The organism is Phormidesmis sp. 146-12 (genome assembly GCF_052939495.1).
The window spans coordinates 54,823-80,726 of record NZ_JBJPHS010000012.1 but is presented as its reverse complement, the minus strand read 5'-3'; the positions used below and the strand labels follow the sequence as shown (position 1 = coordinate 80,726).

Annotated in this window: 21 protein-coding genes; 14 read left to right on the top strand and 7 right to left on the bottom strand. The window is 49.5% G+C overall.

Annotation, left to right across the window (positions count from 1 at the left end):
* Positions 1 to 69: 69 nt before the first annotated feature.
* The 9 genes from ACKFKF_RS08035 to ACKFKF_RS07995 all read left to right on the top strand — a co-directional run bounded on the left by ACKFKF_RS08035 (position 70) and on the right by ACKFKF_RS07995 (position 13,932).
* Positions 70 to 1,002, top strand: coding sequence for an NAD-dependent epimerase/dehydratase family protein (locus ACKFKF_RS08035; RefSeq protein ID WP_446867265.1), 933 nt, complete (start codon positions 70 to 72; stop codon positions 1,000 to 1,002).
* 119 nt (positions 1,003 to 1,121) lie between these two features.
* Positions 1,122 to 2,336, top strand: coding sequence for a F420-0:Gamma-glutamyl ligase (locus ACKFKF_RS08030; RefSeq protein WP_446867263.1), 1,215 nt, complete (start codon positions 1,122 to 1,124; stop codon positions 2,334 to 2,336).
* 72 nt (positions 2,337 to 2,408) lie between these two features.
* The gene (locus ACKFKF_RS08025) at positions 2,409 to 3,737 is read left to right on the top strand and encodes a GNAT family N-acetyltransferase (protein ID WP_446867261.1); all 1,329 of its coding nucleotides are present in this window, start codon (positions 2,409 to 2,411) and stop codon (positions 3,735 to 3,737) included.
* Between the two features lie 23 nt (positions 3,738 to 3,760).
* Complete coding sequence (ruvX, locus tag ACKFKF_RS08020; protein WP_446867259.1) at positions 3,761 to 4,207, top strand: Holliday junction resolvase RuvX; 447 nt, start codon at positions 3,761 to 3,763, stop codon at positions 4,205 to 4,207.
* A 24-nt stretch (positions 4,208 to 4,231) separates the two neighbouring features.
* A complete protein-coding gene (locus tag ACKFKF_RS08015) occupies positions 4,232 to 4,963 on the top strand; it encodes a DUF3727 domain-containing protein (protein ID WP_446867257.1) in 732 nt (243 codons plus the stop codon).
* A 225-nt stretch (positions 4,964 to 5,188) separates the two neighbouring features.
* Complete coding sequence (gene mltG / locus ACKFKF_RS08010; protein ID WP_446867255.1) at positions 5,189 to 6,298, top strand: endolytic transglycosylase MltG; 1,110 nt, start codon at positions 5,189 to 5,191, stop codon at positions 6,296 to 6,298.
* Between the two features lie 483 nt (positions 6,299 to 6,781).
* Entirely contained in the window at positions 6,782 to 7,306 is a 525-nt protein-coding gene (locus tag ACKFKF_RS08005) for a YqeG family HAD IIIA-type phosphatase (protein WP_446857664.1), read from the top strand.
* Positions 7,307 to 8,447: 1,141 nt separating this feature from the next.
* Positions 8,448 to 9,572 (top strand): hybrid sensor histidine kinase/response regulator, encoded by a 1,125-nt coding sequence (locus tag ACKFKF_RS08000; protein ID WP_446867253.1) that lies wholly within the window; start codon positions 8,448 to 8,450, stop codon positions 9,570 to 9,572.
* Between the two features lie 10 nt (positions 9,573 to 9,582).
* Positions 9,583 to 13,932, top strand: a complete 4,350-nt coding sequence (locus tag ACKFKF_RS07995; protein WP_446867252.1) for a PAS domain S-box protein — start codon at positions 9,583 to 9,585, stop codon at positions 13,930 to 13,932.
* Positions 13,933 to 13,951: 19 nt separating this feature from the next.
* On the opposite strand, the gene ACKFKF_RS07990 is transcribed toward ACKFKF_RS07995, so the two are convergent.
* Entirely contained in the window at positions 13,952 to 14,128 is a 177-nt protein-coding gene (locus ACKFKF_RS07990; RefSeq protein WP_446857667.1) for a hypothetical protein, read from the bottom strand.
* Between the two features lie 418 nt (positions 14,129 to 14,546).
* Here ACKFKF_RS07990 and ACKFKF_RS07985 point away from each other — a divergent pair, with 418 nt between their 5' ends.
* The 4 genes from ACKFKF_RS07985 (at position 14,547) to ACKFKF_RS07970 (ending at position 18,033) form a co-directional block, all read left to right on the top strand.
* Positions 14,547 to 15,023: an MgtC/SapB family protein gene (locus ACKFKF_RS07985; RefSeq protein ID WP_446867251.1), complete on the top strand. Its 477-nt coding sequence runs from the start codon at positions 14,547 to 14,549 to the stop codon at positions 15,021 to 15,023.
* A gap of 196 nt (positions 15,024 to 15,219) precedes the next feature.
* A complete protein-coding gene (locus ACKFKF_RS07980) occupies positions 15,220 to 16,878 on the top strand; it encodes an ArnT family glycosyltransferase (protein ID WP_446867250.1) in 1,659 nt (552 codons plus the stop codon).
* A gap of 276 nt (positions 16,879 to 17,154) precedes the next feature.
* Entirely contained in the window at positions 17,155 to 17,520 is a 366-nt protein-coding gene (locus ACKFKF_RS07975) for a hypothetical protein (protein WP_446867248.1), read from the top strand.
* 15 nt (positions 17,521 to 17,535) lie between these two features.
* The gene (locus tag ACKFKF_RS07970) at positions 17,536 to 18,033 is read left to right on the top strand and encodes a hypothetical protein (protein WP_446867247.1); all 498 of its coding nucleotides are present in this window, start codon (positions 17,536 to 17,538) and stop codon (positions 18,031 to 18,033) included.
* Positions 18,034 to 18,041: 8 nt separating this feature from the next.
* Here ACKFKF_RS07970 and lspA read toward each other — a convergent pair whose 3' ends face one another.
* Positions 18,042 to 18,512, bottom strand: coding sequence for a signal peptidase II (gene lspA / locus ACKFKF_RS07965; RefSeq protein ID WP_446857672.1), 471 nt, complete (start codon positions 18,510 to 18,512; stop codon positions 18,042 to 18,044).
* A 53-nt stretch (positions 18,513 to 18,565) separates the two neighbouring features.
* Complete coding sequence (locus tag ACKFKF_RS07960) at positions 18,566 to 19,207, bottom strand: biotin transporter BioY (RefSeq protein ID WP_446857673.1); 642 nt, start codon at positions 19,205 to 19,207, stop codon at positions 18,566 to 18,568.
* A gap of 165 nt (positions 19,208 to 19,372) precedes the next feature.
* Between ACKFKF_RS07960 and bioB the strand changes: the two genes are divergently transcribed.
* Positions 19,373 to 20,311, top strand: a complete 939-nt coding sequence (gene bioB / locus ACKFKF_RS07955; protein WP_446867246.1) for a biotin synthase BioB — start codon at positions 19,373 to 19,375, stop codon at positions 20,309 to 20,311.
* 4 nt (positions 20,312 to 20,315) lie between these two features.
* Here bioB and ACKFKF_RS07950 read toward each other — a convergent pair whose 3' ends face one another.
* From ACKFKF_RS07950 to ACKFKF_RS07935, 4 genes are all read right to left on the bottom strand, one after another.
* Positions 20,316 to 22,088 (bottom strand): O-antigen ligase domain-containing protein, encoded by a 1,773-nt coding sequence (locus tag ACKFKF_RS07950; protein WP_446867244.1) that lies wholly within the window; start codon positions 22,086 to 22,088, stop codon positions 20,316 to 20,318.
* 202 nt (positions 22,089 to 22,290) lie between these two features.
* The gene (locus tag ACKFKF_RS07945) at positions 22,291 to 23,454 is read right to left on the bottom strand and encodes a glycosyltransferase family 4 protein (RefSeq protein WP_446867242.1); all 1,164 of its coding nucleotides are present in this window, start codon (positions 23,452 to 23,454) and stop codon (positions 22,291 to 22,293) included.
* A 24-nt stretch (positions 23,455 to 23,478) separates the two neighbouring features.
* Entirely contained in the window at positions 23,479 to 24,666 is a 1,188-nt protein-coding gene (locus tag ACKFKF_RS07940; RefSeq protein WP_446867240.1) for a glycosyltransferase family 4 protein, read from the bottom strand.
* A gap of 56 nt (positions 24,667 to 24,722) precedes the next feature.
* Positions 24,723 to 25,904, bottom strand: a complete 1,182-nt coding sequence (locus tag ACKFKF_RS07935; protein ID WP_446867238.1) for a glycosyltransferase family 4 protein — start codon at positions 25,902 to 25,904, stop codon at positions 24,723 to 24,725.

Sequence of the window (25,904 nt, the reverse complement as noted above, 5' to 3'; positions counted from 1 at the left end):
ACAGCAGATCTCCGTCCGATCGCCCAATCGCTTTAAGATGAAAAGTTGTCGATCGTTGGAGCAGTCGGTATGCGGATTCTCATCATGGGCGGGACTCGATTCATCGGGGTCTATCTGACTCGAATATTGTTGGAGCAAGGGCACGAAGTCACGCTGTTTAATCGAGGCAATAAGCCCGTTCCCGCTGCGGTAGAGCAAATTTTGGGCGATCGTACCAATCCGGCTGACCTCAAAGAAAAGCTGACGGGCAAAGAATTCGACGCAGTTTTTGACAACAATGGACGCGAACTGAGCGACACCCAGCCGTTAGCCGAGATTTTTCAAGGACGAATTGAGCATTTTGTTTACATGAGTTCGGCGGGCGTGTACCTCAAATCAGACCAAATGCCTCATTTTGAGAGCGATCCCGTCGATCCCAAAAGTCGGCACAAGGGCAAACATGACACCGAAACCTATCTGGCTGCCCAAAAACTGCCCTTCACATCCATCCGTCCTACTTATATATATGGCCCGCAGAACTACAACGATCTAGAAGCCTGGTTTTTTGACCGAATTGTTCGCGATCGTCCCGTTCCCATTCCCAGTCACGGTCAGCATTTCACCCAATTTGGGCATGTGCAAGATCTGGCGCAAGCGATGGCAAATGTCCTAGGAAACGCGCCAGCGATCGGGCAAATCTATAACGTCTCAGGCGATCGTTTTGTCACCTTTGACGGATTGGCGCGTACGTGTGCCGCCGCTGCTGGAAAAGATCCCGCTGCCCTCAAAATTGTCCACTACGACGCAAAACAATTTGATTTTGGCAAGCGTAAAGCCTTCCCGATGCGGACTCAGCACTTCTTCGCAGACATTCACAAAGCGATGCAAGATCTCAACTGGCAACCTCAATATGATCTGCTGTCGGGCTTAAAAGACTCTTTTGAGAACGATTATTTGGCTTCTGGACGCGATCAGGCGACGATCGATTTCTCTACGGATGACGAAGTTCTCAGCCAACAGTGAGGAGTGAGGAGTCAGGAGTGAGGGGTGAGGAGGATAGAATCCAAAACTCTCTTGCCCGATCGCTGCATTGTTGCCACACTACTCTAGACTTTGTGAAAGAGTTATTCAGATCAGAGATTGTGGGAACTATCGACGTTTTAATCGGCATCATCGTGGGTGCGATCGGGCTAATTGCGCTGATTCTGGTTGCCCTCGACCTTCAATATCGAAATCGGGCAGGCAATAAGCTGGAATTAACCTCTGGTAAGTGGGAATTTGAGGTTTATGAGCCGCAGCAGTATGTGATCGTCGGAGAATTAGAATTCCGTAATCTCACACAGCGATTAGAAGTGATGGTGCCCGAACTGCGGGTTGAGGTTCGCTTGCTCTCGTCTGCCAGTCTAGAAGGCATTACTACCCAAACCCAAGTCACTCCTCGCTTCCGAGATGCACGAGCCGACGGATATTGGGAAGGGCACATCGTCAAAATTGGCAAACCAGACCCGATCGGGATCACGATCGACCTGCAAGGAGCCGACCTGACTCACCTCAAAGTCGCCTGGATTCAAGTTCACTATGTCACCTATGGGCCACAAGGTCGGATTCCCAAAACGCGCCATGTAATTGTGCCCTTGACCTTTCCCAATGTCGAAGACTCCAAACGCTGGCGACCTGCGGCTAGTGCCGACGTGTTGCCGATTCGTACCCATTTACTCACTGAGTTAGACAATCCCGTTGCGATCGTTCGTCGCTATGTCACGCCCCACGCCCAATCGGGAGATATTGTCACCATTGGCGAAACGCCGATCGCCATCATGCAAGGCCGCTTTCATCACCCCAGTACCGTCAAACCCGGATGGCTGGCAAAACGGTTGTGCTATTTGTTCATGCCAACTTCCAGTTTGGCCACAGCCTGCGGGCTTCAAACTCTCATCGATCTGGTCGGTGCAGAACGGGTTTTTATCGCCTTTTTAGCGGGCGCGATCGGCAAGGTTTTTGGTCAACCAGGCTTCTTCTATCGACTCGCTGGAGAACAGGCCCGTCTGATTGATGATGTCACGGGCACGCTGCCGCCTTACGATCAGTTCATTGTATTAGGGCCCCAAAATCCCCAAGCGATCGTCGATGAAATTCAGCGAGAAACCGGACTCTCTGCGGCGATCGTAGACGTGAACGACTTAAAAGCAGTTAAGATATTGGCAGCGACTTCTGATTTGTCAACCAACCTGCTCAGACAAGCCCTGATCACCAACCCCGCCGGGAACGCCGATGAGCAAACCCCTGTGGTGCTGATCCGCCCTACTGAGTCGCTGCTAAACAGCTCCAGCAAACCGGATTCGATCAGTTCTTTCTAGAATCCTTCTGGCTCAATCCGAATCTTTCTCAAGACTGACCCAGTTCGATCGCCAAACTCCTAACCTGAGAGGGTGAATAGCCGCTTTACCACCATGATTCGAGCGTTTTCTCAAACCCCAAATGTCGTGATTCGTCCACTTCAGTATCGTGACCTGGAGGCCGTCGATCGGCTCAGTATAGAAGCTGTAGAAGCAGAAAGCCCTAATTGCTCGATGGTGCGAGAAAAGCCCGTCTCAATTCGCCGCTGGTATGGCATTCTCAAGTTTCTCAGCCTGTTCCCCAATCCCCTACAGGATGCCGTCTCAGTCAACGTTGCCGAACTGAACCAAAAAATTCAGGGCATGATTCAGGTGTCCCCGTTTAATCGGACTCGCAGCACCTGGAGAGTCGATCGCGTGGCCGTCGATGCCGTGATGCTAAATGCGCCCAGCCAAACCGATGAATCTGAAGAAACGCCCCAATCAACCACGCTGCTGACGACGAGTGACGTGGGTTCCCTGCTGCTGCGCTACTGCCTCGAAACCATCTGGCAAGCCCGCACCTGGATTTTAGAAATCGATGTCAGCGACAAATCAGGGCTGGCCCTTTACCGCAAAAATGGGTTCCAATCGCTGGCCCAGATGACCTACTGGGAGATTTCCCCCAAACTGCTGCAAGATTTGTCTGAGCGAGAACCCGATCTGCCTAATCTGCTGCCTGTTAGTAATGCAGACGCTCAGTTGCTTTATCAGCTTGACACAATGGCCATGCCACCTCTCGTGCGCCAGGTTTACGATCGCCACACTCAAGACTTTAAAACCAGCTTGTTTGGCTCTCTGACCGAATGGGCCAAACAGTGGCTCACCCAATCTGAATCCGTCAGTGGGTATGTTTTTGAGCCTCAGCGCAAAGCGGCGATCGGTTACTTTCAAATTCGTCTTTGCCGCGACGGGTCTCAGCCCCACACCGCCCAACTGACCGTCAACCCCGCTTACACCTGGCTCTATCCTGAGCTGATGTCTCAGATGGCCCGCATTACCCAAGAAGTGCCCGCTCAATCTCTGCACCTCGCCTCCTCAGACTACCAGCCAGAACGAGAAGAATATCTGGAGCGGATTGGAGCCGATCGCATCGCCCACACGTTGGTGATGTCGCGATCGGTCTGGCACAAACTTCGAGAAGCCAAACCAGGCGCTTTAGAAGGATTGCAGCTTGCCGACGTGCTTCAAGGACTACAGCCTTCTCGTAAGCCCGTTCCGGGACGAATTTCAATCCTCAACTCCACCAAGCAGACTCCGCCAGACCTCAAGCCAGACAACTCGCCCAAAGTCTCTGCGCCAGATACCCCCAACAGTACCGTTCAAGATTTGGTCAATCTCGCCTCTCAAAGCGAACCTCAACGAGAAGACCCCTGCTGTTAATTCATCTGTTTGAGGGATAGACCATGCCGTTCGTTTCCGCTCTGGGTCTAGATTTAGGTCGGAAGCGCATCGGTGTGGCTGGCTGTGATGGAACAGGCTTGATCGCCACGGGGCTGATGACGATCGAGCGCAAATCCTTTGATCAAGTGGTTGCCGAGCTAAAATGTCTGATTCAAGAACGGCGCGTGCAAATTCTCGTGATTGGCTTGCCCTACTCAATGGACGGCTCGATCGGCTTTCAGGCAAAACAAACCCAAAAATTTGCCAGAGCACTCTCCAGAGCGCTAGAGCTACCCATAGAATACGTCGATGAGCGATTGACCAGCTACCAAGCAGAACAGCTTCTTCACGCCCAAAATATTTCACCTTCTCGCAATAAGGGGCTAATCGATCGCAAAGCAGCGTCCCTTATTTTGCAACAATGGTTAGATGAGCGCAGACTTCAGGAAGGAACAAGGGATGAGGGATGAGGGATGAGGGATGAGGGATGAGGAATGAAGGATAAGATCTCACACCCCACACCCCACACCCAAAACCCCACACCCCAAAACCAACTCCCCTTTCGCGAAGGTACCCGTTCTGAGAGATACTTTTCAGAGAGCCATGTGCGCGCTGAGGAGTTTCACGAAATGCCCGAATCGAACCGAGATAGAGAGAGTCCAATGGATGAAGACAGCATTGATATGGATGCTCCCACAGTCACTTTGACAGACGAGGCGGGGCTGACCCTCACTTGCTACATTGAGCATTCCCTGGAAGTCGAAGAACAGGAGTATGTCCTGTTGCTCCCCGTTGATTCCCCGGTCGAAATCTTTGCCTGGCAGGAAGACGGGGAAGAAGACGAAGCCGTTTTGGTCGAAGATGACGAAGAACTTAACCTCGTTTTCTCGACCGCAAAAGCCGTCTTAGAAGAGCAAAATCTCACCCTCAAGCGGACTGCCGTCGTGTTGACCGTAGAGGGCGACCTTCCCGAATTTGTGGAAGACGAAGAAGAGTGGGCCGGGGTCGAGTCAGACTCCCAGGATGAGCAGGAAGAGTTGCAGCTATTGGCGAGCTTCTACCATGAGGAGCAGGAGTACGCTATCTATGCGCCACTTGACCCGTTTTTCATTTTGGCGAGGATGGACGACGCAGGTCAGCCCCATTTGCTCTCACCAGAGGAGCTAAAGAAAATCGAGCCAATGCTGCCGATGATCGAAGACCAACTGTTTGATGAGTTGGAGTAGGGAGAGGCTGAATGATGGATGATGAATTGATACCGATTCACCGTTCATCATTCTTAGTCCATCTCTCTGATAAAAACTTTTAATCAATCTTGACTAAAGACGAGAGAGCCTTATCATTTGTTCTGGCTGACGCGATTTTTTGTGGGTTAACTTGAAGCGACCCCTTGCGGGTATCTCGAAGAGATCGTTTTGCAGCCCAGCACTACTCTCAACCCAAACTATCAGATGAAAGCTGTTCAACGAATTGCCAGGTGGTCGTTTTATCTACTTTTGATTGGCTCGGCTCTGGGTGTCTCAGCGTGGCGGGCGCAGGCCTGGTGGGATTGGGCAAGTGCGCCGATCGAGAAACCAGCCGATGCCAAAAAGCAGGTCGTGATTCAAATCCCGCAGGGCACCTCAGCGCAGCAGATTGGGCAGGAGCTAGAGGCGGCGGGGCTGATCAAGTCTGCCAAGGCCTGGGAGATCTGGGCGCGCTGGCTAATGTTTAGAAATCCAGACGGTGGGTTTCAGGCAGGAAACTATCAACTCTCGACGACGGAGCCTTTGCAGCAGATTGCGGACAAAATTTGGATGGGTGAGGTGGCCCAGCGTAGTTTTACGATTCCAGAAGGCTGGTCAATCCGACAAATGGCCGCTTATTTTGAACGGCAGGGCTTCTTTAAGGCGGAGGATTTTGTCAACGCGGCGAGTCAGGTGCCGACAGGAAAGTATCCGTGGTTGCCGACTAATCTTCCTCATCTGGAGGGGTTTCTCTATCCCGATACCTACCAGATTTCTGTCGGATCTGCGGTCACGCCAGAAGAGATTGTTGGGCAGATGCTCGATCGCTTTGAGCAAGTCGCCCTCCCGGTCTACAATCAGCATCAGGGCAAAACTCAACTTTCTCTGGCGCAGTGGGTGACTCTGGGCAGCATCGTCGAAAAAGAAGCCGTCGTCGCCTCAGAGCGATCACGCATTGCTGGCGTGTTTACCAATCGGCTCAAAAAAGGCATGACGTTGGGATCTGATCCAACCGTCGAATATGGATTAGGCATTCAGCAAACCAAAGAAAATCCGCTCACCCTGAACCAAGTCAAAACGCCATCGCCCTACAACACTTACATCAATGTCGGATTGCCGCCCACGCCGATCGCCAGCCCAGGTGTAGCCAGCCTCAAAGCCACGTTAGACCCCGAAGCCACCGACTATCTCTATTTTGTGGCCCGCTACGATGGCACCCACGTTTTTAGCCGCACCCTCGCAGAACATGAATCGGCTCAAGGCAACATCCGCGATCGAGTCGAGGCAGAGCAAGCCCAAAAACCCAAGCCCGAAGCCGCCAAGTCTGCAAATTGATACGCGCTCCTGCTGACTCATGGCTTGAAGAACTGGGCAATCTAGCTGAAATAACGCAACTGGTTGCCTGAATCTAACGTAAATTCGGTGAAATTTATCGCTTCGGTTTCAGAGTCTGGCTGCTCTCCACATTCCCATCCGAGAGGAACTTTGAACCGGAAATCGTGCTTTAAAGTCCCCAGAATTGGCACCTTGAAGGGCAGAAGCGCTCTCAATCGAAGCGAAAAAACTTCGTCGAATTCACGTAAATTTAGGGGCGGGAGTAGAGACGATCGCTTTACACCCCGAACCATTACTTTCTCCAAGCGGCTGTTTTTGCGACTCCACCAACCGCTAAACTTGAGAAACTGCGTTTTGTTCCAGATTTAGAGTTTCTTGCCAAACCTGATGGTAAAACTTTAAAGCTCAGGGACTGCACGCCATCCAAATTTCGATTTAGTGTCTCTACCGTTTGACCTTTATTCCTCTATTAATTTGTGCTTTATGTCCTGGGGCAAACTTTTACAACCTGACTTGATTTTGGAAAGCTCGATTTTGAGCCTGACACCCGACATTATTCAGCAGCATCAACTCAAAGGTCTGGTGCTGGATGTTGATGAAACTCTCGTGCCGATTACGTCAGCCAAAGCCTGTGCAGAATTGTCACCCTGGCTCGAATCCATTCAGCAGGTCGCAACGCTCTGGCTCGTCAGCAACAACATCAGCGAAAATCGGATTAAGCGAATTGCCGCCCCCTTTAACCTGCCCTACATCATCGGAGCCGGGAAGCCTTCTCGCCGCAAGCTAAGACGCGCTGTAACGGCGATGGGTCTGCCTCCCGAACAGGTGGGTATGGTGGGCGATCGTCTCTTTACTGACGTGTTAGCGGGCAACCGTTTGGGCATGTTTACTGTTTTGGTCAAGCCGATGGTAGACCCCACCGAAGCCGCCCGTCGCTATCCCGTTCACTCGTTTGAAGTCTGGCTCTCTCAAGCCTTGGGCGCTTCTCTGACTCCCGGAAAGCCCTAGCACAGGGTAAAAGCAGCTTGTCTTCTCGATTTGCCAAACGGTGCATCTATCACCCCAAATGCTCAATATATAACTTCATCTTTTCTCACAATTCGCAAGAGGCACGAAATATAAAGAAAACATTATGTCCTTCAAAATTGTGATGAAATCCTGGCATTCTAAGTACAGATTAAATGGAGCCATCTCATTTAAAGGCTCTAACCTTAAATCTCTATGAATACTTAGGTAAAGCGTCAGCCCTCAGCAAAAGGGGATTGGCGCTTTATCTATTGGGGCGAGACCTATTGGAGCAAGATCTATTGGAGCAAGCTTTAATAAAGCGAAATCTATGGAGCGGAACTTTTAAATAGTTGTCGTTTCAACAGTAGTCGTTAAGTATGGGAGCTTTGCATAGAAGGGCATAGATAGACGAAGGGCATAGATAGACCTACTTGAGTTTCGGCTTCAGCTAATGAATTTTGCTGGCCATAAGAAAATCTGAATCTATGCTAGATTAGCAAGTATCTTTAGAGTGAATGTGATATTTACTGCATACCAGAAGTAGATTAATAAAAATCCTGATCAACTTCTCTTCTAAAATTTTGGAACTTGCAGTGTGGACAATAGGGTTTCGGGAAGTCATTAGTTTCTTAATGAAGTTTAGACCTCTGGTATAAACAAGACACAAAAAGACATCTGTACTGACATCAAAAAATTAGTGTTGAAGGGTTGCTCGTTTCTGGATAGGAAAACCAGATAGTATTAGTCATTAATAACGTGTTTGACCAGGGTGCGAGTTGATGTCTTGACTAAACCTAGTCAGGGGCAAAAGAATTTTGTGATCTTTTGTGACCCACCTAAAAACCTGTTTTGCGCCGAATACCTTTTTTGGCAGCGTTGTATAGCCAGGGTGACTGGGTTGTAAGAGGACGGCGGCTAACTTTGCTGTCGATCGCTCCCCTATTTGTCATGCCTCAACCTGTTCATAATCTGCCTTTCTGTAAACCGTTTTGATTGTCCTTCCGTTGTTCGTAGTCTCCATCTCGTGCTCGATCGTGTTTCACACCACTCTTCTCCTCTTTTTGGGAATGTACTCCTTGCCCCAGTCTTTGTCTTTCTCCAGATCGCCAGAACTGCTAAATCAGGAAAGTGAGGCGATCAAATGAGGATACTCGTGATCGAAGATGAAAAAGACGTTCGGTTAAATATTGTTGAAATATTAGCCTCTGGTGGTTTCGACTCGATTAATGCTGAAAATGGATTTGTCGGCATTCAGATGGCTAAAGAAACGTCTCCCGATCTGATCATTTGTGATATCAAGATGCCAGATTTTGACGGCTACGGCGTATTAGAAGAACTGCGTCAAGACCCCTCAACGTCAATGATTCCGTTTATCTTTCTAACCGCTAGAGCCGATCGCGCGGAAATTCGTCAGGGCATGAATCTGGGAGCTGATGACTATCTGACCAAACCGTTTCGGCGGATGGACTTGTTAGAAACGATCGCCGCTCGACTCAAGCGTCACAGTGCCCAATCTCAAATTCAAAAAAAAGTCCTGGAGCTTCAAGAACTCAACCACCAAAAAGACGATCTTGTCAGCACCATCACTCACGATATGCGGGCCCCTTTGACGACCATTAAAGTCGCTTTGCAGCTAATCGAATCGGTGCCAGACAACCGCAAACAATATACCGAAATTGCCCTATCAGCCTGTGACCAATGTGATGCGCTCATTCAAAATCTTTTAGATCTCTATCAGCTCGAATCCGGAGAAGCGCTGGCTACCCCAGAACCGATCGACCTGCGAGAACAGCTTAACAAAATCATTCAGTCGTTTCAGATTCGCACTCGCGATCGCCAGCAAACCTTTAAGGTAGACCTGCCTGTCCACTTGCCGACGATTCTGTATGACAGCGTAGGCCTCCAACGCATCTTTATCGAGCTTCTCAACAATGCCTGTAAGTACACACCCAGTAGCGGTGAAATTTTGTTTAAGGTGTGCGAGTCTAACCTTCATAGTCGATGTGCGATGCTGCGGTTTTTGGTCGTCAATCAGGCGGAGATTCCTCAAGCAGATCTGCCCCGAATTTTTGACAAATTTTATCGAGGAGTCGGGTGCGATCGCTGGCCTCAAGGCGGTACAGGTCTGGGGTTGGCACTGGTCAAAAAGCTGATCGATCAACTCCAGGGGACGATCGATGTCAAAAGTAGAGACGGTTGGACAACGTTTGTCGTGGAGCTTCCTTATCGGAGGATGAGGGATGAGGGATCGAAGGATGAGGGGTGAGGGATGAGGGATGAGCGGAAATGCAGACTTGTTTGAGCAAACAATCAACCTAGAACGTAACTCACTCACCATGCGGGAAGAAGAGCAAATCAGGTTACGGCGACGCAATGCTGAATTAGAAGATCTGGTAAGAGCGCTTCAGGCACAGTTGCAGGAGAGAGACGATGCCTTGCCTAAAGTAGCCCCTTTTCCGCTCAATGGTAAGCCTTGCCAGCCAAAAACACCTTCTGATTTGCAGTTAGTGCTGCACCTGAGTCAAGCGCGGTATGCAGCGATCGTCGAAGACCAGGCTGATGTCGTCTGCCGCTTTCTTCCAAATGGCACGCTGGTTGATATGAATGAAGCCTGCTGTCGCTATTTTGGTCGGTGTCGATCGTCCCTTTTGGGGGATAACTTTTTCAATTTGGTCGCTCAAACGGATTGTCAATCTCAGCGCAGCGTTGTTGTGACGGGGGAGGCGATCGACGGCTATGAGCAGTGTCAGATGATGGATGGGCAAACCCGTTGGCACCGATGGACAAGTCGCGCGATTCGAGATTTGCAGGGGAATGTGGTTGAGTTTCAGGCGATCGGACGAGACCTGACTGACCTCAAGCTAGCCGCCTGTCGTGAAGGTTGTTCGCCCCTGGTGCAGCTTACCCGACCAGAAAGCGCGACTGCTTCGAGTTACCCGCAAGGGGGTGCCCAACTTCAAGCCGAAGTGATGCGTCGCAAATGGGCCCAGGAGTCCTTTCGCGCTAGTGAAGAATGCTATCGATCGATTGTGGCCGCGATGCATGAGGGGGTGATGGTGCTCAATGCAGATGGCACGATTCAAACCTGTAACGCCAGCGCTGAGAGGATTTTGCAGCGATCGTCCAGCGAGTTGTATCAGCGTAATGTGTTGGATATTGACTGGCAAGCCGTTCACGAAGATCTGTCGCCCTTTGCCAGTGAAAGCTTTCCCGGAATGATCACCGCCCGGACGGGAGTTGCCTGCTCAGAAGTGGTGATGGGGCTGTGCAAAAGTGGTCAAGTGACGTGGATTTCGGTCAACTCACAGCCGTTGTTTCGTCCGAGTGACAGGGTATCCTATGCCGTGGTGGTCTCCTTTTCAGACATTACGCTCCGCAAATGGGTCGAAGCAGAACGCGCCCAACTGCTCACACGAGAACAAGCCGCCCGCGCCGAAGCAGAACTGGCCAGAGAGCAGATTTCTCAAATTTTGCAGAGTATTACCGATGGATTTGTGGCGCTCGATCGCGACTCCCGCTTTACCTATATCAACCCTGAAGCCGCTCGCACCTTGGGCAAATCTGCCGAAGATCTGATTGGCGAAGTCATTTGGAAGGAGTTTCCTACGTTTGGCGAGACGAGTTTTGGGCGGCTCTATCGTCGCGCTCTATCGGAGGGCGTTCCGCTGGAATTGACTGACTACTATGCGCCCTGTGCTCAGTGGTATTCTGTGCGGGCTTACCCATCCAAGGGCGGAGTCTCGCTTTATTTTCGCAATATGACTGATTCGGTGCAGACGATTCACGAGCGCGATCAGGCTCAAGAAGCCCTGCGAGAAGCCATGCAGCGTCTGACCTTTCATGTAGCCAACTCTCCGCTGGCCGTGGTCGAGTGGGATCGTAGCCTCAAAGTCACGCGCTGGTCACGAGAAGCCGAAACGCTCTTTGGCTGGGAGGTCGAAGAAGTACTGGGTCGGCAGTTTGGCAGTTGGAGCTTTGTCGTTCCTGAAGATATGGAGACGGTGGATCAGACGATCGCCGCCCTGCTCAACGGAGAAGCCACGCGCAATGTCAGCTATCATCGCAACTTTACTCAAACGGGAGCGATCGTGCATTGTGAATGGTATAACTCGGTGTTGTTTGACGAGTCAGGCGAATTGATTTCCATTCTCTCACTGGTGCAAAACATCACTCAGCGCACTCAGGCAGAAGAGGAACTGCGGGAAAGTGAAGAACGCTTTCGTCAACTGGCAGAAAATATCCAGCAGATTTTTTGGATGTATGCAGTCGAAGATCAAAAGCTGATTTACATTAGTCCCGCGTGTGAGCAGGTGTTGGGCTATGGCAGCAAGGGGTGTTATCACAAATCGCCTGACTTTTGGCTGAGTCGAGTTCATTTAGCTGACTTGCATTCAGTCCTCAAAACCAGTCGGAAAGTGCTGCGCGGTAAGCCTGCGGAGGTGATGTATCGCTTTACGAGAGCAGATGGCGCAGAGCGGTGGCTATTGGCGAGAGCCTTTCCGGTGAGAAATCAGCAGGGCAAAGTGTATCGGATTGCGGGAATTGCTGAAGATATTACCGATCGCAAACAACAAGAACAGCGCCTGCGACTGTTGGAATCGGTGATCGTCAATGCCAACGACGCGATCGTCATTACCGAAGCCGAACCCGTCGAACTGCCCGGCCCCAAAATTATTTACGTCAATCAGGCCTTTACCCGAATGATGGGCTACGCGCCAGATCAAGTGGTGGGCAAAACGCCGCGCATCTTACAAGGGGCAAACACCGATTGGGGCATTCTCCAGCAGATTCGGACTGCCCTCAAAAAGTGGGAGCCGAGTCTCGTCGAACTGGTTAACTATCACAAAGACGGCTCTGAGGTGTGGGTGGAGTTGAGCATGTTTCCGGTGACCGATCAAATCGGGCAGTACACCTACTGGGTCGGCTTGCAGCGAGATGTCACTCAGCGCAAAAAGACCGAAGAAGCACTTCAGCGTCAAAACCTGCGATCGCAACTCTTTGCGGATGTAACCCTCAAAATTCGGCAATCTCTGCATTTAGAAGAAATTCTTCAAACGACGGTTACTGAGGTGAGAAATCTGCTGCAAGCCGATCGTGTGCTGATCAATCGTCTCTCACCCGACGGGACGGGCACCGTCACTCACGAAGCCGTCAGCCCTGGCTGGCATTCTCTAATCGGCGGCACTTATAAGACTGAACTTTTACTACCCGGACATCCTCAAACCGACTACCGTAGCGTGGTGCAAGCGGTAGAAGACATTGAGCAAGAAGCGTCGCCGACCTCAGATTTTTTGCGATCGGTCAAGGTGAGAGCCAGATTAGTCGTGCCGATCGTGCAGCAAGATTCGATTTGGGGGCTGTTGGTGGCTCATCAGGGCAGTCCGCGTCAGTGGTCGAGTTTTGAGATCGAATTGTTGCAGCAGTTGTCTAATCAGGTCGAGATTGCTCTAACTCAAAGTCAATTGCTGCAAGCCCTGCGCGAAAGTGAAGAACGGTTTCGGACGATGGCAAATAGCGCTCCCGTGTTGCTTTGGATGATTGACTCTACGGGAGAATTTGTGTTTTGCAATGAGAGTTTGTTGGAGTTTATGGGGCACACGCGCCACCCCGAAGACGGGAGTTTCTTTGATGCCGTTCATCCAATCGATCGCCCCTATTGTGAGTCCACCTATCAGGAAGCGTCGAAGCATCGCACCAGTTTTGAAATCGAATATCGACTGCGACGGGCCGATGGAGACTATCGCTGGGTGATTGACCGGGGTGTTCCTCGATTTATGCCGGATGGCAGTTTTGGCGGACACATTGGCTCTTGTATTGACATTACCGATCGCAAGCAGGCCGAGGTCGAAATCTGCAAAGCCTTGGAAACCGAACGAGAACTGAGCGAATTAAAATCGCGCTTTGTCTCAACCGCCTCCCACGAATTTCGCACGCCTCTGAGTACGATTCTCTCGTCAGCCGATCTGCTGGAATTTTATGCAGGCGACTGGACACCCGACAAACAGATCGAACATATCCAACGCATTCAAAATGCCGCACTGAATATGAACAATCTGCTGAGTGACATTCTCGTGATCGAACGCGCCGAAGCTAAAAAGCTAAACTTTGAACCTGCCCCGATCGACCTTCTTGCCTTCTGTCAGCGCTTGCTTGATGAGATGCAGCTTAATGATCAACAAGACCACAAATTGATTTTGGAGGTGCAGTCCTCTGGCAAACTAGACGACGCTATCAAACTAAACGCTATCCCTGCCCACATGGACGAAAAGCTGCTGCGACAAATTTTTAGCAATCTGCTCTCCAATGCCATCAAATACTCGCCCTCTGGCTCCTCGATCGTCTGTCGCTTAACCTGTGAATCTAATCAGGCAATTTTTGAAGTGCAAGACCAGGGGATCGGCATTTCAGTAGAGGATCAGGCTAGATTGTTTGAGCCGTTTCATCGCGGTATGAATGTGGGCACCATTTCGGGCAATGGTCTGGGGTTGGCGATCGTCAAGCAGTCGATCGAGGTGCATAGAGGACTAATTTCGGTCTCTAGTCAGGAAGGCGTTGGAACCACAATTCGAGTCAGTTTGCCTCTGCATTCGGTTGCAGAAAGGGAAGGCACTGGCCCTGTCGCTTAATGGAATGCTACGAGCTTGCCTACTTCCCAACCAGCACTTGCGATTTTCTTTGCTTGACAAGCTGTTGATGCTCACGATCGAGCACCTGAGAGGCTAAATCAGGCATTTCTTGCCAACAGTGGGTACAAAACCAATACACTCCACCTTGTCGAACATGGCGTAATAATTTCTCAGCGCAGCAAGGACATTCAGCCATGATTTTTAACCTAACTTTTGTTAAAGAATGAATCGGACAATACACTTTGTAAAACCGTCTTTCAGTCCTCACATTCACCTTAGCCGAGTCCGGGGATCAGCAACAAGCGGGAATTCCCCCATCTTTTGGGTGGTAAACTAATCAATTTTGTAAAGTAGGTCACAAAGCGTAGAAGTTTTGGATTTGCGACCCTAAAAAGTTGAGTTGACGAGAAACTTCTTGATTAGCAATCTATTAGAAACTTGTGAGTTTCTTGTGAGGATTCCTGATAGCTTGCTCTAGCCTTTTAACCTCACCTCTGTCTTTAGAAAGATAACGGGTCTGTCTTGAGAAAGATGACGAGTAACCTACCTTGTTTAAGCGGCCCCTTATAATGCAATTCCTTTTGAATGTTCCACAAGTTGAGTGAAAACGATCGATGGCTTCTTATCTAATTCGTTCTGATGACTGGCAAACGATTCTTTTGCGACTGGGATTGGCGCTGCTTTTGGGCGGAGCGATCGGCTGGAACCGTCAACGAAATCGCAAATCGGCTGGACTCCGAACTCACATGCTCGTCAGTCTAGGAGCGGCGCTGTTTACGTTGATTCCGGCGGGGTTTTCGATGTCGGCAGATGGGGTGAGCCGCGTCATTCAGGGGGTCGCGACGGGGGTTGGCTTTTTGGGTGCAGGCGAAATTTTGCATCTGTCTCGGCAAGATCGCTCCAGTCCCACGGTTAAGGGGCTGACTTCGGCCGCTTCGATCTGGGTGACGGCTGCTCTGGGTATCGTGTCGGGCTGTGGCTGGTGGCAGCTTGCAATCAGTGGAACGGTTCTCACCCTACTGACGCTCGGCGGGGTCAAAAAGTTAGAGGAAGCCTCCTTTATTCGAGCCGATGAGGACAACGACCAGTAACGGTTTTTCACTTTTATCTCGGCAGACTGATTGAGTTCTGAATGTGCTGATAGAGGCTGGACGTGGATAATAGAAAGTTGGAAGCGCACAGGTAAAGAATGACCGGGCTGAGCGATCGCTCATCTGCCCCCTGACAGCCGATTTTGTAAATAGATCAACTAGATCAACCGTAGTCCTGGGTTGTTAGGAGTGGAGCATGGGTCACGAAATTTCGACAAATCGCCAATTTGGAATGGGAACTCCTCGATTTGACTCCTGGATCGATCGCGGCTGGCTGATTGGGCTATTTGTGGCGGCGGTGGTGCTGTTTGGGGTCAGTTTGGGAAATTTGCCCTTGCGCGATTGGGACGAAGGCATTGTGGCTCAAGTGGCACGAGAAATGGCTCGATCGCCCTTTGGCTCCGAAAATTGGATCTATCCCAAAGAACTGACGGGCAATCCCTATTTCAACAAACCGCCTCTAGTCCATTGGCTGATGGCGCTGCTCTACTCGATCGCGGGCGTAAATGAATGGACTTCTCGACTGCCGGGAGCCATGCTGACTGCTTGTTCTGTGCCATTGATGTATTGGATGGGGCGAGAACTGTTTTTTCAGCGATCGGCGGCTGTCTTTACGGCTCTGGTTTACCTGACTTCGCTGCCTGTGGTGCGTCACGGGCGGTTGGCAATGTTGGATGGGGCAGTGCTGTGTTTCTTTGTGTGGCTGATGGCCTGTCTGCTGCGATCGCGGCGAGATTTGCGCTGGGGATTAGGGGTGGGGGTCGGCTTTGGGCTGCTGTTCTTGACTAAAGGCATCTTGGCCATTTTGCTGGGGGCGATCGCGCTGATTTTTCTCATTTGGGACACGCCTCGCCTGATCACGTCTCGCTATCTCTGGTGTGGCATTTTACTAGGGGTGGCTCCGGTTGCGCTCTGGTATTACGCCCAATGGGAGCAATATCGCCAAATTTTTGTAGACGCGCACTTGTTAAATCAGTCTGCCAAGCGAGTCTGGGAAACGGTTGGCCCCAATCGCGGGCCAGTGTGGTACTACCTGGTCGAGTTGCTTAAATGGGTGCCCTGGCTGGTCTTTTTGCCGTCAGGATTTCGGCTGGCCTGGGACAATCGCACGCTGAGTTGGGCAAAGTTGGCGCTGCTGTGGAGTGTGATTTATTTTGTGACCATCTCAGTCATGAAAACCAAGCTGCCCTGGTATGTGTTGCCGATGTATCCTGCGCTGTCGCTAGTGGTAGGTGCCCAACTGAGCCGCCTGTGGCATCCTTTGACGACGGAGATTTTTCAAGTTCGCCCGATCGCTCAGTCCCGGTTATGGTGTGGTGTGTTTGTGCTGTTGGCGGGGGTAGCGGGGGTGGGTAGCGCTTACTATTTCAAGGTTGATTTTCAGCCTGATTTGCAACTGGTGTTTTTGACGCTGGCTTTGACGCTGGCAATTACGGCGATTTTGATCAGTCGCCAGGATACGCAGTTTATCTCAGTGCTGCTGTGGGGAACTTATCTAACGCTGCTGGTGTTGATGATGTCTGAGCATTGGGTCTGGGAGTTGTCAGAAGCTTATCCGGTGCGGCCCGTAGCCGATATGATTCGCAAAGCAACTCCACCGGGGCAGGTTGTCTATACGTCTTATGCTTTCAATCGTCCGTCATTGAATTTTTATAGCGATCGGGCGGTGATTCCCGCTTCTCCTCAAGAGCTTCAGCAGCATTGGAAAACTGACCCTCATCCTTACCAACTGCGACAACGGTCTGAGGTGACGTTATCTCCCCAAACTCAAGCCTGGATGGTGGAAGACTGGGTTTTGATCACGCGCAATCCGACGGCTCGATCGAAGGTCAAAACTAAGACGCTCCCGAAGTAACGTGAATTCGATGAATCTTTTTCGCTGCGTTGTTTGGTTCAAAATCCTTGACCTGTGGGAATCTAGGGAGCCGATCTATGCAGGGCAAACAGTTTCATCAAATTTACATCAAGGTCGCAAAAATATTTAATTGAGTTCCTCACTTTTTAAGGAGTTAGGGACGATCGCCAGGTATCTAGTACCGCAATTAAAAATTTGCAAGCAGCCTTTTATTTCTTCTACACAAAGCGTCGATCGCAAGCCTCAAATCGCGCATTCAAACTTATAGGTAAAGCAATGACGTTTCGTTGGAAAGCCTTCAGACTTTGGACTTTGATTGCTTTGGGTCTGATTGTTGTCGGACTGGCCTTAATGGGAATTCCTGGGCTTTTGATCTCTACAGTTTGGGCAATATTGTTGAACACGATCTTACAGCGTCAAGCCATCCCAATTAGCAATGGCAATCTGTGGATTATGGGAATTTATTTATCAGTAATTGTGCCTGTGGGTTTGCCGTTGAGTTATGTGTTGACCAGTCGATTACACGGGTTACAAAATCTGAGCGCTCCTTTTAATCGACGAACCGTTCAAGTTATCTTGGCGACCATTGTGTGGTGGCTTTTGTGGTCAAGCATTCTAACCTGGCTTTTCTTTAGCTTTTGAGGAGTCGATCGCGTTATGAATCGTCCTTTCATTGTTTGGGTTACACAGGCTCTGATGCTGATGATGTTGTTCATTATTCTGGTGAGTCTGGTTAAAAGCTTTTCTGCTTGCTCTCATCTAGAAGGTCACTGCTGGACTCTCAACTTTGGGCTTGAGGTGGCACTGGTTGCTGGAATTTTTAGCGCGATCGCCCTTGGCTTTTGGGGATTGCAGCACAGAAAACTTTATGGCAGATGGATTGGTGTACTGGTTTTAGCAGGATTTACGGCCATTATTCTCAGCACTGACAGCTCAAAAATGGCTTATCATTTCATCCTTCATGGAAGCAAAGATCTGCCCAAACTGTATCCAAAATCTTACTACAAAGATTTCCCTTTTAATCGGTGGTTTCCCACTCCAAAAAGTCTGATCGTAGATGTTTCCACAACGATTTTTCTGAACATTTTATCGATTGTAGCGACGCTCTATCTGGCTTTTTCTAAATCAATCAAAGCATTTTTTGTCTCTAAATAATGTTGTGGCTAAATGGCTGAATCTCGATCGCTGTTTGGTTTATGAAACGTCGCAATCAGTAAACAAACAATTCCCACATTGATGAAAATATCTGCCCAATTAAAAATCGGAAAATTGATTAAACGGAAATCTAGAAAATCGACCACATGACCCAAGACGAAGCGATCGATGCCATTGCCCAACGCGCCACTCAAAATAAAACCGTAGCCCAACTGCTCCCATCGAATCATCCGCGGCCCAAACCACGCCAGCGCCATCAGCCCAATACTCACCGCCAACGACAGCCACCGCAGCCACAGACTGCCCTGAAATAAGCTAAACGCTGCTCCCTTATTGACCACGTAGGTAAAGTGAAAAACACCAGAAATTAAAGGAATTGACTGTCCGAGCGTCATCGTTTTGACAACCCACAATTTGGTCAATCGATCGAGCAACAGACCCACGATCGCAGCAATCCAAAAGAAACGGTTTTTTAGCATCAAAGGCTGAAGAATTTTAAGGATCGAGTGACAAAACAGCTCACTCCCAATCACTAGTAGAACATTAAGCGGCGCATCACAAACGCTAACACGGTCACTGCACAAACGACAGCAAACTGTCCGGGTAGTAAGTTGACCGAGAAATTGAGCAGCGACTTAAAGAAAGGCTGCTTGGCTGCATCGACCCAGTTGAGGGAGTAAGCCAAAATTAAGTAAACAATGCCCGTTAAGTGAACTGTCAGCAACCCACAAAGGCTACTAAAAGCTAACGATTCCAGTCGAGGTGGCGTTTTGAACGCAAAGTAGCCACAAATCCAAGCGCCCGGAATAAAGCCAATTAGATAGCCAAAACTGGGTTCTTTGAGATAGCCCAGGCCGCCCCCCTGAGCAAAGACAGGAAAACCCACCAACCCCAGTGCTAGGTAAGCAATCTGAGAAATCACAGCCGCATTTTTGCCACCCAGACAGCCCACCAGCAAAACCGCCCCAATCTGATAGTTGACACCCAAAAAGTGCAGGGGCACCGTCTGCGAAGTCCACGTCCACGGCAACCCAGTAATCGAGGCTTTGAGAAGTGTGCCGCCGATCGTCAGCAGCAGCCCAATTAAAGCCCACAATAATTCAGTGACGGTAATCACGCGAACAGATCTATTCAAGCGGCGAGGCTGCAATTTTGAGCGAGGAAACCGAGTCATGGTGGTAGGCATTGTATCACTGGAGAGAGATCAGAATTTCTGCATTATTCGATCGGCGATGTGCTGATAATCTTGATAAACAATGAGCGCCAGTTACAGAACTCCCATTCATCCCTCCTCGCGAATGCGGGGCAACGCCCTCCCTATCCCTCAAAATTTCCTGCCATGATGACCTCGATCGACTCCATCGCCAAAATTTATCACCAGTCGCTGCCAGATCTGCTGTTTGAGGCGCAAAAGACGCATCGAGCGCATCATGATCCACGCGCCATTCAGATGTGTACGTTGGGCAATATCAAGACGGGAGCGTGTCCCGAAGATTGTGGCTACTGTTCGCAGAGCGTGCATCATCAGACGGATTTGCAGCCAGAACCGTTGATGGAGATTGAGGCAGTCGTGACTGAGGCAAAAATGGCCAAAGCTGCCGGATCGACTCGCTTTTGTATGGGAGCGGCCTGGCGAGAAGTGCGAGATGGGGCCCCGTTCGATCGCGTGTTAGAAATGGTGCGTCAGGTCGCTGCGCTAGAAATGGAGGTTTGCTGTACGTTGGGAATGCTCAAACCCCATCAGGCAAAGCAGCTTAAAGAAGCGGGTCTGACAGCCTACAATCACAATTTGGACACGTCGCCCAGCTATTACAGCAAGGTGATCACGACGCGCACTTATCAAGATCGGTTAGAAACGATTCGCACCGTCAGCGAGGCAGGAATCTCGGTCTGCTGTGGTGGCATTTTGGGCATGGGTGAATCGACGCAAGATCGGTTAGATTTTCTCGAAGCCCTGTGTAATCTTGACCCCGTTCCCGAATCGATTCCGATTAACTGTCTGATTCCCATTCCCGGAACGCCCTTAGAGAATGCGCCGCCTGTTGATCCGATCGACCTAGTGCGCGTCATTGCTACCACTCGAATTCTCTTTCCTAACTCAATGGTGCGGCTGACTGCGGGGCGAACCCAAATGAGCGATGAACTGCAAGCTTTGTGTTTTATGGCGGGTGCCAACTCGATTTTTACGGGGTCTGTGTTGTTGACGGCTCCCAATCCAGAGCGATCGCAGGATGAAGCGCTGCTCGATCGTCTGGGTATGAGTCCTAAACCGCTTTAGAGGGTCAACTTTTCCGTTCTAGCAAAATCACCAATCTGGAAACGCTTTCGGCGAGCGATCGGGCGGTATCTGCCTGCTGCTGGCTAACTCGCTTGAGGTCGTCAAATCCGGTTTCGACCAGTTCTCTGAGACTGTCCAAATTTCGGCTGTTGCGCTCGAAGCCTTGCTCGATGTTTTGGTTGGTGCGCTCGAAGCCTTGCTCAATGTTTTGAGCCGTACGATCGAAGCCTTGATCGATTCTTTCTGCTAATTCGGTAACAGCCTGCGCCATCATCCGAAGCTGGTATTGATTATTGATATCGGGTTCTTGAGTCATCATCATTCGCGAAATCACTGGCGCAATATTAACATTGAAGGTGGACTTTGGACTTTGAACAAAAAAATGTTTAATTTTCACGTCTTTAGTCTTTGGTGGCTCGACGGAGAGCTTGGCGTAGTATTGTCGGGCTGCTATGGTGATGCCGATAAACGTCCATAGCACCATGCCAAAAGAACTGAGCATCACATTGTTGAGGCTGATTTGAGAAAACGTGGCGATCGCGATCGCTCTAGCAGTACTGGCAAATGCATCAAACTTCGCTTCCTGACTTTGAACTAGCGTTGCAATCAAGAGCAGCAAACCACCTAAATAGGGCAACGTTCCTAGCCAGCCCAGGGTCAAGAGCATCGTCAGAATGCCGCTATCATTGCTGCCAATTACAGAACTTTGGATCGTGAAGCCCATGCCTTCTCCTGAGACGTTGGTGAGTGCCTGAGTGAGAAACTTGCTGTAGCCTTCTGCACGATCGGCATAACTGACATCTTCTTTACCTGCAAATAGCGTTTGTACCCGTGAGCCGATTACAGTTGAGAACGGCTCGATGAACGTCAAAGGTAATACAAAAACCATCATGGCTAAAATAGTTACAATCAAACGCATCTGTAGTTTTGGTTTTAGCGAAGGCAAAAAGACAACAATGCCAACGACCCAACTGAGCCACGCCGATCGTGCCAGTGACAATAAAAAAGACAAATACCCCACCGCAGAGGCAGGGAATCGAATCGGACTGCGGCTGGCAAATAGAATAAACAACCCTGCAACCATCACAGCGGCGAATGGCTGGGGCGAGTGCATCGTACTAAACGTTCTGATTCCTAAAGGGTTAGGCGTTCCAAATACCTGAGTCGTTTGATTTTGCAGCCAGAAGCGATCCCACGGAGGCGCGACCAAAAACTGCACCACACCATAGGCACCCATCACAAACGTTCCCCAGACAAAAATGCGCTGAATCGTTTGCCGAATTTCTGGGTAGCTGCGCCAGTTGGCGTATAAGTGAAACCCAAATACGACAGGAGTCAACCAGTTTAATAAAGGCACAATTACGGCGGTTGGTGAGTTATTAATCACGCCTACTAGACACCCATAAATTACGCCCACCACACAAAGCACAAAAGGCAACCCACTGCCCCGAATCGCTTTTGGAAGCTGCTTGGCAAATGTCAAGAGAGAGACGATCGTCACAAAAAACGGAGCCAACAACACTGGATTTGGGTCAACCCATCCCGCCTGCTGATCGACCAAACGCCGCACAAACGCTGCCAAAAACCAAACCCACCAGGTAAAGCCAAGATACAAAAGGGGATAGCGCAAATAGAGAAAGAGTCCGACTAATAAAGCCCCTAGTGGAAACGCCAGCCGCAACACTCCGCCAACGCGAATCAGAATGCAAAGAGCAGAGAACAGAGAAAAGCCAAGAATTGCCAGCCAAGCGGGGGCAGGTTTTAGAAGGGAAGGCATGGGGTTTGGGGGGGTGTTAATTCATTCGATCGTAGACCTGATATTCAATACACAATACAACTAATGTTTATTAATGTTTATATAGATAGGAGCAGTAGATTCAAGAGATCACAGATAGAGAGTTTTAGTAGATCACTCGCGGATGATTCCCCTAGCTTCCCTGAAAAAGGGGAACCGAATTTTAAGTGAGTTTCTCGCGATCTTAGATTTTAATCCTCCCCATATCGCTAACTTCACCAATCCTTGCGATCGCTTCCTTGTAATAGCGCAGATTGTCTTGAGCAATTCGTGACCAACTGTAGTGTTGAGCCGTGTTGTAAGCATTGCGGCGTAGGCGATCCAGCAATGAGCGATCTTGAATTAACTGTTCCAAAGATTGCTCTAGCGCTTGACTGTCTCGACCAGGAACGACGATCGCATCTTTGCCATCCTGCACGATTTCTAATGGGCCGGGAGCAGCAGCGGTAATGGGGGCGAGTCCACAAGCCATCGCTTCGACAAGCGCAACGCCAAATCCTTCAGAAATGGTCGGAAAAAGTTTGATGTGATGTCCTTTGAGTAGTGCTGGCAGCATGTTGTTTTGGTAAGAAGGAATGACCTTGACGCGATCGCGCACACCCGGATCAAAATCTGCATACACTTCATCGGCAGGGCATTCGGTGCCTAACATGCTGACCTCGACGGTGGGATGACGGTTGAGAATCGCATTGAGAGCAGGCGTGCCATACTGGATGCCTTTGCGGATGATGTAGCTGCTTACTTGGGCAATCCGAATGGGCTGATCAGGGGGAGGAGTCGGTTCAAATGGGAGCCGTAGATAATCATCAGGAATGCCATTTGCAACGACGTGGGCCCGATCGGGATCAACGCCTAATTGATCAAGCACATAGTGGCGATCGCGCTCGTTTAACAACAACACAACATCCGCACAGCGCATTGAAGTCGCGGCTTCCCAGAGTCGAATGCTGCCGCGATAAAGGGGATATTTCCAACTCAACTGTAGATTGCCGCGTCGAGCTTCTTCGAGATATTCCAGGTGTTCAATGTGTTCAAGTCCGTGGCAACGTGCGACTAATAGAGGACGACGTTTGTGGAGTTTGCTCATTAAAGTTGCCCAGAGCCAGGCATCTCCTGTTGAAGCGTCTATGACATCGATTTCGTCCGCTAATTGTGAGATTTGATGGGCGACAAATGCCGGAAAAGTTGCAAATCTCAGGAGCCGATGGATCTGTTTAGGAACTTCGTTTAATGAGTAATATTGAACTTCATGCCCCAGTTTTTGATATTCCTGACCAAGCCGCCACGTCACACCCGCAGCCCCTGCATTTGGATTAAAGGGATAGTGACAAGTGAAGAGAGTTTTCATAAGTAATTCTTTGAACTGTAGGGTTCAGGCTTTTGTTTTAGACAAGGAAGATTGGACGAGTTCGGTTGTGAGATTGGGAGCGGCGATCGCGGCTTGAAAAAGCGCTTCTAACTTTGAGAAATGAGCTTTAGCATTAAACTTTTGCTCAACCAACTGACGACCTTTTGCCCCCATTCTTTGCCCCAGTTCTCTATTTTCGAACAAGTGCTGAATGCTTTGAGCTAAGGCAGAAAGATCACCCGGTTCGATCAGTAATCCATTTTCGCCAGATGTTACCATTTCAGGAATTGCTGTGATATTGGTGGCCACGATCGGTAACCCTGCCGCCATTGCTTCTAAAAACACCCAACCAAACGGTTCTGCATACGTTGGCATCACGAATACATCAGCTTGATGGTAAAGATTGAGCCACTCAGACGTGTAGGCTTTAATATTTTTGTAGATATGAATATTGGGATGGCTGACCTCAATTGGAGTTTGAGTAACCAGGTGAAGTTCGGCACGATCGCTAAACTTTTCTAAAAATACCTTGACCAGATCGTAGCCACCTTTCCGCTCAAAATCGCCGCCCACAAATAGGATGCTAAAAGTCTCACTAGAGCAACTTCTAACGTCAGCAACGGGAATTTTATCGACATCAACCCCTGGATAAATTACTGTGACTTTTTCGGGTGAAATGTTGTAGTCTTCGATCACCGATCGTCGGGCTGCTTCTGAGAAACTGACGATACTTTTTGCGGCTTCAAAGACTTGCTTGTCGAGACGAAAATTGGGGGCAAATGTCCATCTCAAACTCGGCTTAGTATATTCTCTGGAAGCTTGAGCAGCCGTGCGATCGAGACTAATGACCGTCGGCATTTCTTTCATCAAATCGAGGCATAAATACGCAAGGGGCTGGGTATGAAAATGGAGAGCAGTATAGTGAGTTTCTGCCATTTTTCTTAACACCAACCGTCGCGCAAAATAGCCAAGACACATTTGAAATCGAAAGAGAAAAAAATCGGTATTCTGTTCTAATGTCCAGCGAGTTGGGGGAATGCGATAATGTCCGATTGCTCGGCTCATCAGACGGGTTCTCAGTTCTCGTTCGTCGTTGTGCCAATAGAAGTCGATCGGGCAAGATTGGCTTAGAGATTCTCGCATCAAGCGCCCGTAGGTGAGATGTCCGATAAAGCCTTCTACGATCGAGAGCATACGAGGGGATTGAGGCATTTTGGAGGGATGAGGGATGAGGGATGAGGGATGAGGGATGAAATAATCTGTTGAAATTAGGCGGCGATCTTGGATTTTTGGGCGACTTTGAGCAGGGTGGTCTCGAAGTTTTCGACGAGTTTTTCTAGACCAAAATGTTTGAGTACATGGTCTCGATATCGCACGCCTAGTTCGGGTTCTTGTGATCGCCAATCCAATATTTTGGTCAGACACCTTGCGAGATCTTTTTCATCATTGGGTGTGAATAATCCGCGCTCAAATTCACCTGTTAAGGCTTCGATCGTGCCTCCGATGCGGCTACCTACGATCGGCGTTCCACAGGACATTGATTCTAGAATGACTCTGGCAAAAGGTTCTGGCCAGATGCTGCATAAAACATTGACATCGCTGATTTGATAAAGAGGTACGGGATTTTTTAATAATCCTAAAAACTTCACCTGCTCTCCAACCCCTGAATCGATCGCTAATTGTTCTAATGACTGTTGATATTTTGCACCCGCTTCGGGACATTCTCTGCCTTTTTCGGGATCATAGTGAACGACGGGTTTTCCGGCAAGCAAAAGGTGAGGGGTGATTCCTTGCTGGTGCAATATACCTAATGCTTTGATGAGTGATTCGATGCCTTTTGATTCGTCAATTCTGCCGACGTAGGAGATAACGCGATCGTTTTCAGATAATTCCCATTCTTTTCTTAGGGCAGCGAAGTCTTCAGCAGGTTTGAATTTGTTGGGATCGGTGCCATTTTGAATGACCTCAATCTTCTCTTCTGCTAACCCAAACTTGACCCATTCCAGCTTAGTTTGGTGAGAAACTGCAATGAATTGATCAACGCCATTGAGTGCAACGCGACGTTGACGATTGAAATCACAGGGAGGAATCTGAAAGTAGCAGATAAAGGGAAGATGTTTTAACGATGACAATGCATAACCAAACACAGCAGAATGATATGCATTACAAAAAACTAGACTGTCTTGATCAGCAGGAATTGTACCAATCCTGATCAAACTGCGAACAAACTTGAGAATATCGTCTACCTTACGGCGATCGAATCCAAATGTATCAATCTTGATCACATCCTGACAAAACTTGCGATACTCATCGACCAAGTTGCCGTCGCGCTCATAAAGCAGGCTGACTCGATGCCCTCGTTTGACCAATCCCCGCGTAATTTCAAATAGGTTTAACTCCTGTCCGCCCCTGAGTGATGTGGGTTCCTGTTCTAGCGCAATTAAGTGCAT